Raw genomic sequence first — 12019 nt, forward strand, 5'->3', positions numbered from 1 at the left:
GCAAAGACCGAATTGCCGCACGTCGCTAGCGTCGGTGATGAAGCCCCCGCGACAAAAATATGTTCGGTCGCGACATAGGCTCTTGCCAAGTTCCGGCCTTCGCCGTTATCTGGAGACGATCTTGTTGGGAGAAACCGGTTCAATCCGGTGCCGAAGGAGCAACCGCCCCGGAAACTCTCAGGCCAAAGGACCAGCAAGGTGCCGGTAGGACTCTGGAGAGAAGCGGTCACGCTCGCCGAAGGGATAACAATCTCAGGCAAAGGGACAGAGGGGGCTCAAATTTCTCGGCGCTTGACGCCGGTAGTGTGAGCCGGCGCGGGATGCGCCAGACCTGGGGGCCGGATTTGGAAGATATTTCCCATTTGAAGCACACACCGCTCAACGCGTTGCACCTTTCACTCGGTGCGCGCATGGTGCCCTTTGCCGGCTACGACATGCCGGTGCAATACCCGGACGGTGTGCTCAAGGAGCACCTGCACACCCGCGCCGCGGCGGGCCTCTTCGACGTGTCGCACATGGGCCAGATCGTCGTCCGGCCGAAGTCCGGTCGCATAGGGGACGCGGCACTGGCGCTCGAAAAGCTGGTGCCCGTCGATATCCTTGGACTGGCGGAGGGCCGCCAGCGCTACGGCCTGTTCACCAATGACGAAGGCGGCATTCTTGATGATCTGATGATCACCAATCGCGGCGATCATCTCTTTCTCGTTGTCAATGCCGCCTGCAAGGAGGCGGATTTCGAGCACCTGAAGAAGGGCCTCGGCGATACTTGCGACGTCAGGATGCTCGATGACCGCGCCCTCGTCGCGCTGCAAGGGCCGCGCGCGGAGGCGGTCCTTTGCGAGCTCTGGGCAGACGTTGCCTCCATGCGCTTCATGGATGTTGCAGAGGCCGACCTCCACGACGTGAGCTGCATCATTTCGCGCTCCGGCTACACCGGCGAGGACGGCTTCGAAATCTCGATCCCCGTCCAGTCGGCCGTCGACGTGACCCAGCGCCTGCTCGAACATCCGGATGTCATGCCGATCGGTCTCGGGGCGCGCGATTCGCTCCGTCTTGAAGCGGGCCTTTGTCTTTATGGCAACGATATCGACACCGGCACAACGCCGGTCGAGGCTGCGCTCGAGTGGGCGATCCAGAAGAGCCGCCGTTCGGGCGGCGATCGCGCTGGCGGTTTCCCGGGTGCCGAGCGCATCCTCTCCGAATTCGCCAATGGAGCCAAGCGCCGCCGTGTGGGGCTGAAGCCTGAAGGCCGCGCGCCGGTTCGTGGCGGCGCCAAGGTTTTTGCGGATGCTGAAGGCAAGATGGCCGTGGGCACAGTCACCTCCGGCGGCTTCGGCCCGAGCGTCGATAGTCCCGTTGCCATGGGCTATGTCGACGCCGCCCAGGCCGGAAACGGCACGAGACTTTACGCGGAGGTGCGGGGCAAATATCTGCCGCTTGTCGTCACCTCCATGCCCTTTGTGAAACAAACTTACAAACGCTGATCAGGAGAGAGCGCCAATGCTGAAATTCACCGAGGAACACGAGTGGCTGAAGATCGAAGGTGACGTCGCGACCGTCGGCATCACCGAGCACGCAGCCGGGCAACTCGGCGATCTCGTCTTCGTGGAACTGCCGGAAGCCGGCGCCTCCTTTGCCAAGGGCGATTCTGCGGCGACCGTCGAATCCGTCAAGGCGGCCTCCGATGTCTATTGTCCGCTCGACGGAGAGATCGTGGAGGTCAACCAGGCGATTGTCGACGACCCGTCGCTCGTCAACAGCGATCCGCAGGGTGCCGCCTGGTTCTTCAAGCTGAAGCTCGCCGATCCGAGCGCCGCCAACGCCCTTCTCGATGAAGCGGCCTACAAGGAGCTCGTCGCCTGATGAGCATGCCCAAGGACTTCACCTTTACGGACTACAAGCCTTACGACTTCGCCAATCGGCGTCACATCGGCCCCTCGCCCGCGGAAATGGAAGAGATGCTGAAGGTCGTCGGTTATCCGAGCCTCGACGCCCTCATCGACGATACGGTTCCGCCGGCGATCCGTCAGGAGACGCCGCTCGTCTGGGGTACGCCGATGACCGAGCGCGAGGCGCTCGACAAGCTGCGCGAAACGGCGAACCGCAACCAGAAACTCGTCTCGCTGATCGGCCAGGGCTACTACGGCACGATCACGCCGCCGGTCATCCAGCGCAATATTCTGGAAAATCCCGCCTGGTACACGGCCTACACGCCTTATCAGCCGGAAATCAGCCAAGGCCGCCTCGAAGCCCTGCTCAATTACCAGACCATGGTCTGCGATCTGACCGGGCTCGATGTCGCCAATGCTTCGCTGCTCGACGAGGCGACCGCGGCCGCGGAAGCGATGGCAATGGCAGAGCGCGTTGCGAAGTCGAAGGCAAAGACCTTCTTCGTCGACGAGAATTGCCATCCCCAGACGATTGCGCTTCTGAAGACCCGCGCCGCGCCGCTCGGCTGGCAGGTGGTCGTCGGCGATCCTTTCGCGGATCTCGATGCCGCCAATGTTTTCGGCGCGATCTTCCAGTATCCGGGTACCTATGGTCATGTTCGCGACTTCGCGACGGTGATCGCCAGGCTGCACGAACAGGGTGCGATCGCCGCTGTCGCGGCCGACCCGCTGGCGCTGGCGCTGCTCAAGTCGCCTGGTGAGATGGGCGCCGATATCGCGATTGGCTCGACGCAGCGCTTCGGCGTGCCGGTTGGCTACGGCGGTCCGCACGCAGCCTATATGGCGGTCAAGGATGCCTACAAGCGCTCGATGCCCGGCCGGCTTGTCGGCGTTTCGGTCGATTCGCGCGGCAACCGCGCCTACCGTCTGTCGCTGCAGACGCGCGAACAGCATATTCGCCGTGAAAAGGCGACGTCCAACATCTGCACGGCGCAGGTGCTGCTTGCCGTGATGGCGTCGATGTATGCCGTTTTCCACGGTCCCAAGGGCATCAAGGCGATTGCGCAGAGCGTCCACCAGAAGACGGTGCGTCTCGCCATGGGGCTGGAGAAGCTCGGCTACACCGTCGAGCCGGACGTCTTCTTCGACACGATCACCGTCGAGGTCGGCAAGCTGCAGGGCATCATCCTGAAGACGGCCGTGGCCGAGGAAGTGAACCTTCGCAAGATCGGCAGCACGAAGATCGGCATCAGCCTCGACGAGCGCTCGCGGCCGGTGACGCTGGAAGCCGTCTGGCGCGCCTTCGGCGGTGATTTCAAGGTGGAAGAGTTCGAGCCGGGCTATCGCCTGCCGCAGCCGCTGCTGCGCACCAGCGAATACCTGACCCACCCGATCTTCCACATGAACCGCGCCGAAAGCGAGATGACGCGCTACATCCGCCGTCTCGCGGACCGCGACCTCGCGCTCGACCGGGCGATGATCCCGCTCGGTTCCTGCACGATGAAGCTCAACGCTACGGCCGAAATGCTGCCGATCAGCTGGCCGGAGTTTTCAGAGATCCATCCCTTCGCTCCGGCAGACCAGGCGCTCGGCTATCGCCACATGATCGAGGATCTGTCGCAAAAACTTTGCGCGGTCACCGGTTATGACGCAATTTCGATGCAGCCGAACTCAGGAGCGCAAGGCGAATATGCCGGCCTTTTGACGATTCGCGCCTATCACATCGCCAACGGCAACGGCCATCGCGACGTTTGCCTCATTCCGACCTCGGCGCACGGCACCAACCCGGCCTCCGCGCAGATGGCCGGCATGAAGGTGGTGGTCGTCAAGGTCAGCGACATCGGCGAAATCGACATGGACGACTTCCGCGCCAAAGCTGAGCAGCATGCCGACAACCTCTCCTGCTGCATGATCACCTACCCGTCCACGCATGGCGTGTTCGAGGAGAACGTGCGCGAAGTCTGCGAGATCGTCCACAAGCACGGCGGCCAGGTCTATCTGGATGGCGCCAATATGAACGCCATGGTCGGCCTTGCCCGGCCCGGCGACATCGGCTCCGACGTCAGCCACCTGAACCTGCACAAGACCTTCTGCATTCCGCACGGCGGCGGTGGCCCGGGCATGGGACCGATCGGCGTGAAGGCGCATCTTGCTCCCTTCCTTCCGGGCCATCCGGAAACCGACGGTCATGATGGCGCGGTGTCCGCGGCTCCTTTCGGTTCGGCTTCGATCCTGCCGATCTCCTGGAGCTACTGCCTGATGATGGGTGGTGAAGGCCTGACCCAGGCGACCAAGGTGGCGATCCTCAACGCCAACTATATCGCCGCGCGGCTCAAGGGTGCCTACGATGTGCTCTACAAGTCGGCAAAGGGCCGTGTCGCCCACGAATGCATCATCGACACGCGTCCGCTTGCCGACAGCGCAGGTGTCACCGTCGACGATGTCGCCAAGCGCCTGATCGACTGCGGCTTCCACGCGCCGACCATGAGCTGGCCGGTCGCCGGGACGCTGATGATCGAGCCGACCGAGTCGGAAACCAAGGCCGAACTCGACCGTTTCTGCGATGCGATGCTGGCGATCCGCGAGGAAGCCCGCGCCATCGAGGAAGGCCGGATGGACAAGGTCAACAACCCGCTGAAGAATGCCCCGCACACGGTCGAGGACCTGGTCGGCGACTGGGACCGGCCCTATTCGCGCGAACAGGCCTGCTTCCCGCCCGGCGCTTTCCGGGTCGACAAATACTGGTCGCCGGTTAACCGTGTCGACAACGTCTATGGCGATCGCAATCTCGTCTGCACTTGCCCGCCGATCGAGAGCTACGCGGAAGCGGCGGAATGATGTGATGCGGCGGAGCGTGCCTGGCGCACGCCGGCCGGTACGTCTACGACAACGCCGATGAAACGAAAAAGCCCGGTTGAAACCGGGCTTTTTAAATTCATTGCGTTTGCAAAACGGTCAGTTCGCGCGAACGACCGCATCGCCGCGGGCCCCAAGCGCCGCCAAATCGGCCGGCTTGAGCTCGACGGACTCGCCGCAACCGCAGGCGGACGTCTGGTTGGGGTTGTTGAAGGTGAAGCCGGACCGCAGCGGCGTCACTTCGAAATCCATCTGAGTGCCGAGCAGGTACAGCACGGCCTCGGGTGCAACCCAGACCCTGGCATCGAGGTGCTCGACCAAGTCGTCCTTGCCATTGGGCTCGGTCACCAGGTCAACGGCATATTCCATGCCGGCGCAGCCGCCTTTCTTGATGCTCACGCGGATGCCCTTGGCATCGCCTCCAGCATTCTCGACGATCGCCCGCACCCGGCCTGCGGCCGCATCGGTCAAGCTCATCACGGCAAAGCCCATCGGCTTTTTCTCCTTCATATCACCGGGGTAAAGGCCCGGCGCTTTCCAGAATCTAATGTAGTGCCCGCGCCTTAACGGATCAATATCAGGCTGAAGCTCAGTACCAGCCGAGCGCAACCTGCGCCTCTTCCGACATGCGGTCCGGCGTCCACGGCGGGTCGAATGTCATCGTCACCTCGACGCCCGAAACACCCTCGACGGCGCCGACGGCGTTCTCGACCCAGCCCGGCATCTCACCCGCGACGGGGCAGCCCGGAGCGGTCAGGGTCATCTCGATCTTAACCATCCGGTCGTCCTCGATGTCGATCTTGTAGATGAGACCTAGTTCGAAGATATCGGCCGGGATTTCCGGGTCGTAGACTGTCTTGAGCGCCGCGATGATGTCGTCGCTGAGGCGCGCCAGTTCCTTGGCCGGAATGGCCGAGTGAACGATGCCTTCGCGGACATCGATCTTTTCTTGCGTTGCGTCCAGACTCATATCGGCCTCCTTAGGCAAAAAACTTGCGCGCGTGGTCCAGCGCCTCGGCGAGCGCATCGACCTCGGCCCGCGTATTGTAGAGACCGAAGGACGCACGGCATGTGGAGGTGACGCCGAAGCGTTTCAAGAGCGGCTGCGCGCAATGTGTTCCGGCTCTGACTGCAACGCCGGCACGGTCGATCACCATCGAAACATCGTGCGAGTGAATGCCGGCGATCTCGAAGGAGAAGATGCTGCCCTTGCCCGGCGCATCGCCGAAGACCCTGAGCGAGTTGACCGCCGACAGTCGGTCGCGCGCATAGGCGGTAAGATCCGCTTCGTGCGCCCGGATCGCCTCGCGGCCGACCTGCTCCATGTAGTCGAGCGCAAAGCCGAGCCCGATCGCCTGCACGATCGGCGGAGTGCCGGCCTCGAAGCGGTGCGGCGGGTCGTTGTAGGTGACTTCATCTTCGGTCACCACCTCGATCATCTCGCCGCCGCCCATGAAGGGACGCATCTCCTTGAGGCGATCCATCTTGCCGTAGAGCACGCCGACACCGGACGGGCCGTAGAGCTTGTGGCCGGTCATAACGTACCAGTCACAGTCGATGTCCTGAACATCGACCGGCATATGCACAGCGCCCTGGCTGCCGTCGACGATGACCGGAATGCCGCGCTCACGAGCGATACCGCAGATCTCTTTTACGGGCACGACCGTGCCGAGCGCGTTCGACATATGAGTGATGGCGATCAGCTTCGTACGTTCCGTCAGGCACTTGACGAAGTCCTCGATGTGGAACGCGCCGTCGTCGTCGATGGGCGCCCAGACGAGTTTCGCGCCCTGGCGTTCACGGATGAAATGCCAGGGGACGATGTTGGAGTGGTGCTCCATGATCGAGAGCACGATCTCGTCGCCCTCTCCGAGTTTCGGCATGCCATAGCCGTAGGCGACCGTATTGATGGCTTCGGTCGAGGACTTGGTGAAGATGATATTGTCGGCCGACGGCGCGTTCAGGAAGCGCCGAACCTTCTCGCGCGCCGCCTCATAGGCTTCCGTCGCAGCGTTCGACAGGAAATGCAAGCCGCGATGGACATTGGCATATTCATTGGCATAGGCATGGGCCACGGCGTCGATGACGAGCTGCGGCTTCTGTGCCGATGCGCCGTTGTCGAGATAGACAAGCGGCTTGCCATAGACAGTCCGCGAAAGGATCGGGAAATCCTTTCTGATGGCTTCAACGTCATAGGCTGGCACCGGCACAGTATGTTCCATGTCTTTCGTCCAATCAGGCGTGCTTTTCGAGCCAGGCCGAGATTATACCTTCCAGCGCTTCGACCAGTTCCTCATCGTCTTCCAGTTCCTCGACGATCTCGGCGACGAATGCGTTGACGAGCATCGCGCGCGCCTTCTTTTCCGGAATGCCGCGGGCAAGCATGTAGAAGAGTTGGGTGTGGTCGATATCGGTTACCGTTGCGCCGTGACCACATTGGACGTCGTCAGCGAAGATTTCGAGCTCGGGCTTTGACGAAAAATCGGCATCGTCGGAAAGCAGCAACGTGTTGCAAGACATCTTCGCGTCGGTCTTCTGCGCGTCCTTGGCGACCAGGATCTTGCCCTGGAATACGCCCCTCGCCCGGTCGAAGACGACGTTGCGGATGATCTCGCTCGAGGTCGTGTGCGGCACGTCGTGGCTGAGCGTGAAGGTCACGTCCGTGTGGCTCTCGCCGCCGAGCAGGTTGATGCCGCGCAGCGTCAGATCGGCGCCCTCGCCGCTCGCCTTCCCGTGGATTTCCTGGCGCACCAGCTTGCCGCCGGCATTGATGACGAAAAGGTGTAGCTTCGCGTCCTTGCCGAGGTTGAAGCGGATCTGGCCGAGATGTGTATCGGCCGCGCCTTGCTGCTGCACGATGATCCAGATCACGTCGGCACCCTCGGCGAGCGTGACGTCGCTCACCGACGAAACGAAGCTCGGTTCCGCATTTGTCGAAAGGTGCCGTTCGATAACCGTCGCCTTGGAGCCGGCGCCGAAGGACACGGGAAAGCGCGTGTGCGCTTGGCCATGGCTCTGGACGACCTGAATCTCGAGCGGGGCTTCCAGTTCGGCGCCTTCCGCAAACTCGATCTCGAGACCACCGCGGACGAGTCCGCTGTTGATCCGGCCGATTGCGTCATCCGTACCGAGAACGGCGAGACCGGCGACAGCCGAACCGTCAATCAGGCTCTCGGTGTAGGAGCGTGCCGTCACGCCTTTGGGAAGGCTCTTGAGATCGGCCTGGCCGCTCCGAACCGAAAGCACCGACGAACCCGGAACGACCGAATCGACCCGATCGGCAAAGGCGGACGGATCGGCGTCAGGCACCGCGCGCAGCAGAGTGCGCAGGTCCGTATAGTGCCAGGACTCGATGCGGCGAGTCGGCAATCCGGCCGTCCTGAGTTCGTGGACGAGCGTGTCGCGGAGCGACAGCACGGCTCCGTCGCCGGGCAGATCACCGATCTGCGCGGTATAGGCATCGACCAGCGCCGTTTCGGCGGCCGTCATCTTGATGGCCTGTTGCATATTCATTCGAACACTCCTTCAACAGGCGTCAGGCTGCTGCCTCGATGAGATCCGCATAGCCCTTGGCTTCAAGTTCATGCGCCAGCGTCTTGTCGCCGGACTTGATGACCTGGCCCTTGTAGAGGACGTGGACGGTATCCGGAACGATGTAGTCGAGCAGGCGCTGGTAGTGCGTGATCACGACAACGGCGCGATCCGGCGAACGCAGCGCATTGACGCCGTCGGCTACGACCTTCAGCGCATCGATGTCGAGGCCGGAGTCGGTCTCGTCGAGAACGCAAAGCTTCGGCTGGAGCAGCGCCATCTGCAGGATTTCGGCGCGCTTCTTCTCGCCGCCGGAGAAACCTACGTTCAGCGGACGGCGCAGCATTTCCGGCGCGATCTTGAGGTCACCGGCCGCTTCCTTGACGAGGCGCATGAATTCCGGTGTCGTCAGTTCGTCTTCGCCGCGATATTTGCGCTGTTCATTCATCGCCACTTTCAGGAACTGCATGGTGGCAACGCCGGGGATCTCGACCGGATACTGGAAGGCGAGGAAGATGCCCTTCGCCGCACGCTCGGAAGCGTCGAGCTCCAGAATGCTCTCGCCGTTATAGAGGATGTCACCTTCGGTTACTTCATAGTCTTCGCGGCCGGAAAGCACATAGGACAGCGTCGACTTGCCGGAGCCGTTCGGTCCCATGATGGCGGCGACTTCGCCCGCCTTCACGGTGAGGTTCAGGCCGCGGATGATCTCGGTGCCGTCTTCGGCGATGCGTGCATGCAGGTTCTTGATTTCAAGCATTCAAATCGTCCTCTCGGGAAACGAATAATTGTCGCGCGCAGATTCTGGTGCGCGCCGGTTCCTTAATCAGTCCGCGCTTAGCCTACGGAGCCTTCAAGCGAGATGCCGATCAGCTTCTGCGCCTCGACAGCGAACTCCATCGGCAGTTCCTGGATGACTTCCTTGACGAAGCCGTTGACGATCAACGCGATCGCCGCCTCCTCCGGAATGCCGCGCTGCAGGCAGTAGAACAGCTGGTCCTCGGAAATCTTGGACGTCGTTGCCTCGTGCTCGAACTGCGCCGTCGAATTCTTCGCCTCGATGTAGGGCACCGTATGGGCACCGCACTTGTCGCCGATCAGGAGCGAGTCGCACTGGGTGAAGTTGCGGGCGTTCTCAGCCTTGCGGTGGGCCGAAACCTGACCACGATAGGTGTTGTCCGAAACGCCGGCGGCGATACCCTTCGAGATGATGCGGCTCGACGTGTTCTTGCCGAGGTGGATCATCTTGGTGCCGGAGTCGACCTGCTGGTGACCGTTGGAAACGGCGATCGAGTAGAACTCGCCGCGCGAGCCGTCGCCACGCAGGATGCAGGACGGATATTTCCAGGTGATCGCCGAGCCGGTCTCTACCTGCGTCCAGGAAATCTTCGAGTTCTTGCCGCGGCAATCGCCACGCTTGGTGACGAAATTGTAGATGCCGCCTTTGCCGTCCTTGTCGCCCGGATACCAGTTCTGCACCGTCGAGTACTTGATCTCGGCGTCATCGAGCGCGATCAGCTCGACGACCGCGGCGTGAAGCTGGTTCTCGTCGCGCTGCGGCGCCGTGCAGCCCTCGAGATAGGACACATAGGCGCCCTCGTCGGCGATGATCAGCGTACGCTCGAACTGGCCCGTGTTCTTCTCGTTGATGCGGAAATAGGTCGAAAGCTCCATCGGGCACCGCACGCCCTTCGGCACATAGACAAAGGAACCGTCGGTGAAGACCGCGGAGTTCAGCGTCGCATAGAAATTGTCCGACTGCGGCACGACTGAGCCGAGGTACTTCCTGACCAGATCCGGATGCTCGCGGATCGCTTCCGAGATCGACATGAAGATCACGCCGGCCTTCTTCAGCTCTTCCTTGAAGGTCGTGACGACCGAGACAGAGTCGAACACCGCGTCGACGGCGATCTTCGACTTCTGCACGCCGGCAAGGATTTCCTGCTCCTTGAGCGGGATGCCGAGCTTCTCATAGACCGCGAGCAGTTCCGGATCGACCTCGTCGAGCGACTTGGGACCCGTCGTGCCCTTCGGCGCGGCATAATAGTGGATTTCGTTGAAGTTGATCTTCGGATATTTGACACGCGCCCAGCTCGGCTCGTCCATGGTCAGCCAGCGGCGATAGGTGTCAAGACGCCACTCCAGCATCCACTCCGGTTCGTTCTTCTTGGCCGAAATGAAACGGATGATCTCCTCGGACAGGCCCTTCGGTGCCTTTTCCATCTCGATATGCGTTTCGAAGCCGTATTTGTACTGGTCCACGTCGATCTTGCGGACCTGATCAATGGTCTCCTGCACGGCAGGCATGTCGTTCTCCAATCTTGCCGGATCCAAGGTCCGGCAGCTTGTCAGCACGATGCGAACTTTGCGCACCGCTTATGTAATGGCTAAAAGGCGCTTTTCACCCCGTTTGCCAAGCGGAAAGTTGCTTTTCCGCAAATTCATTCAATCGTTTTGCCTCATGCGGCCTGTCCGGTTGAGCGACGGCGGGCCGCCACTTTCGCAAACACGGTCGCACAACGCTCGATTTCGGCCTCCGTCGTTGCCCCGCCGATCGAAATACGCAACGCGCCCTGGCGAGGATCGTAGCCCATCGCCGTCAGCACATGGCTCTGCCCAACCTTGCCGGAGGAGCAGGCCGATCCCGCCGAAAGCGCCACGCCCTCGAGGTCGAAGGCGATCTGGCCGGTTTCAGCTTTCAGGCCCGGAAGCGTGAAATAGGTCGTGTTGCCGATGCGCGAAACATCGCGTCCATGGATCACTACATCCGGCGCCGACGACTGTATTTCGGCCTCGAGCCGATCGCGCAACGCGGAAATGGCGGCCATACGTCCGTCTATATTGCCGGCAGCCGCACGGGCCGCCGCTCCAAAGCCGGCAAGTGCGGGCGCATTTTCCGTACCAGAACGGTGACCTTTCTCCTGTCCACCGCCGTGGATCAGCGCCGAAGGCATCATGACTTCGCCACGCGCGACGAGCGCGCCCACGCCTTTCGGCCCGCCGATCTTATGCGAAGAGACGATGAGGAAATCCGCGCCAAGCGCTTCGATCGACAAAGGCAGACGCCCGGCCGCTTGTACAGCATCGACGACCAGGAGGCCACCATGGGCGCGAACGATAGCGGCCACCTCGGCGATGGGCTGGATGATGCCGCTTTCGTTGTTGGCAAGCATTACGGCGACCATCGGCAGTCCGGCCTGGCGATCATGGGAGGCAAGCAGTGCTTCCAGCACAGCACAATCGACGACACCGGCGGCCGTCACCGGCACCTCGCAAACATCTTCGCGCGCGAAACGCCCGCCCTCACGGACTGCCGGATGCTCGATCGCCGACGCGTAGAGCTTGGCGATCCTGAGCGGCGTGCGTCCCATGCGGAAATTCGGGGTCAGCACCATATTGGCGGCCTCGGTCGCGCCGCTGGTGAAGGTGACCGAGGCGGCGTGCGCGCCGCAAAGCGCAGCGACATCGCGCCGCGCGCTTTCGACAAGCGCACGTACGGCCCTGCCCTCGCCGTGAACCGACGACGGATTGCCGACCTGATCAAGCGCCGACAGGAAAGCCTCGCGCGCTTCAGTGAGAAGCGGCGCCGTGGCGTTCCAGTCCATATAAATGCGCGATCCCGACATCGTTTCTTTCGCTAGGACAAACGGCTCGGCCGTTACAATCGGTGCCGTTGCATTTTCCTTGAATTTTCCGCGCCGCTTGCCTTAAGAGACGAAGCACAAGGCGAAATGCCCGCACCG

At 62.0% G+C, this 12019-nt stretch carries 10 protein-coding genes and 1 riboswitch; of the genes, 3 read left to right on the top strand and 7 right to left on the bottom strand.

The features are described 5' to 3' along the window. The first annotated feature begins 115 nt into the window (after window positions 1-115). A riboswitch (glycine riboswitch) is annotated at window positions 116-203 on the top strand. A 117-nt stretch (window positions 204-320) separates the two neighbouring features. From gcvT to gcvP, 3 genes are read left to right on the top strand one after another with little or no spacing between them, the layout of a single operon-like run. Continuing rightward, window positions 321-1484 (top strand): glycine cleavage system aminomethyltransferase GcvT, encoded by a 1164-nt coding sequence (gene gcvT, locus RB548_RS07870; RefSeq protein WP_408642402.1) that lies wholly within the window; start codon window positions 321-323, stop codon window positions 1482-1484. Window positions 1485-1500: 16 nt separating this feature from the next. Beyond that, complete coding sequence (gene gcvH, locus RB548_RS07875; protein ID WP_283965735.1) at window positions 1501-1863, top strand: glycine cleavage system protein GcvH; 363 nt, start codon at window positions 1501-1503, stop codon at window positions 1861-1863. Further along, entirely contained in the window at window positions 1863-4727 is a 2865-nt protein-coding gene (gene gcvP, locus RB548_RS07880; RefSeq protein WP_331374380.1) for an aminomethyl-transferring glycine dehydrogenase, read from the top strand. The genes gcvH and gcvP overlap by 1 nt, the downstream gene beginning before the upstream one ends. Before the next feature lie 117 nt (window positions 4728-4844). On the opposite strand, the gene sufA is transcribed toward gcvP, so the two are convergent. From sufA to RB548_RS07915, 7 genes are all read right to left on the bottom strand, one after another. Next, window positions 4845-5237: a Fe-S cluster assembly scaffold SufA gene (sufA, locus tag RB548_RS07885; RefSeq protein WP_331374914.1), complete on the bottom strand. Its 393-nt coding sequence runs from the start codon at window positions 5235-5237 to the stop codon at window positions 4845-4847. A gap of 97 nt (window positions 5238-5334) precedes the next feature. Further along, on the bottom strand, window positions 5335-5715 hold the full coding sequence (locus RB548_RS07890; RefSeq protein WP_331374381.1) for an SUF system Fe-S cluster assembly protein: 381 nt from the start codon (window positions 5713-5715) through the stop codon (window positions 5335-5337). Between the two features lie 10 nt (window positions 5716-5725). Next, the gene (locus tag RB548_RS07895; protein ID WP_331374382.1) at window positions 5726-6967 is read right to left on the bottom strand and encodes a cysteine desulfurase; all 1242 of its coding nucleotides are present in this window, start codon (window positions 6965-6967) and stop codon (window positions 5726-5728) included. A 13-nt stretch (window positions 6968-6980) separates the two neighbouring features. Beyond that, window positions 6981-8258 (bottom strand): Fe-S cluster assembly protein SufD, encoded by a 1278-nt coding sequence (sufD, locus tag RB548_RS07900; protein WP_331374383.1) that lies wholly within the window; start codon window positions 8256-8258, stop codon window positions 6981-6983. A 22-nt stretch (window positions 8259-8280) separates the two neighbouring features. Further along, window positions 8281-9036 (bottom strand): Fe-S cluster assembly ATPase SufC, encoded by a 756-nt coding sequence (sufC, locus tag RB548_RS07905; protein ID WP_225106978.1) that lies wholly within the window; start codon window positions 9034-9036, stop codon window positions 8281-8283. Between the two features lie 77 nt (window positions 9037-9113). Continuing rightward, window positions 9114-10583, bottom strand: coding sequence for a Fe-S cluster assembly protein SufB (sufB, locus tag RB548_RS07910; protein WP_331374384.1), 1470 nt, complete (start codon window positions 10581-10583; stop codon window positions 9114-9116). A 152-nt stretch (window positions 10584-10735) separates the two neighbouring features. Then, complete coding sequence (locus tag RB548_RS07915; protein ID WP_331374385.1) at window positions 10736-11902, bottom strand: cysteine desulfurase family protein; 1167 nt, start codon at window positions 11900-11902, stop codon at window positions 10736-10738. Window positions 11903-12019: the final 117 nt, after the last annotated feature.

The sequence above is a fragment of the Sinorhizobium chiapasense genome (assembly GCF_036488675.1).
In the GTDB taxonomy this organism is placed as follows: Bacteria; Pseudomonadota; Alphaproteobacteria; order Rhizobiales; family Rhizobiaceae; genus Sinorhizobium; species Sinorhizobium chiapasense.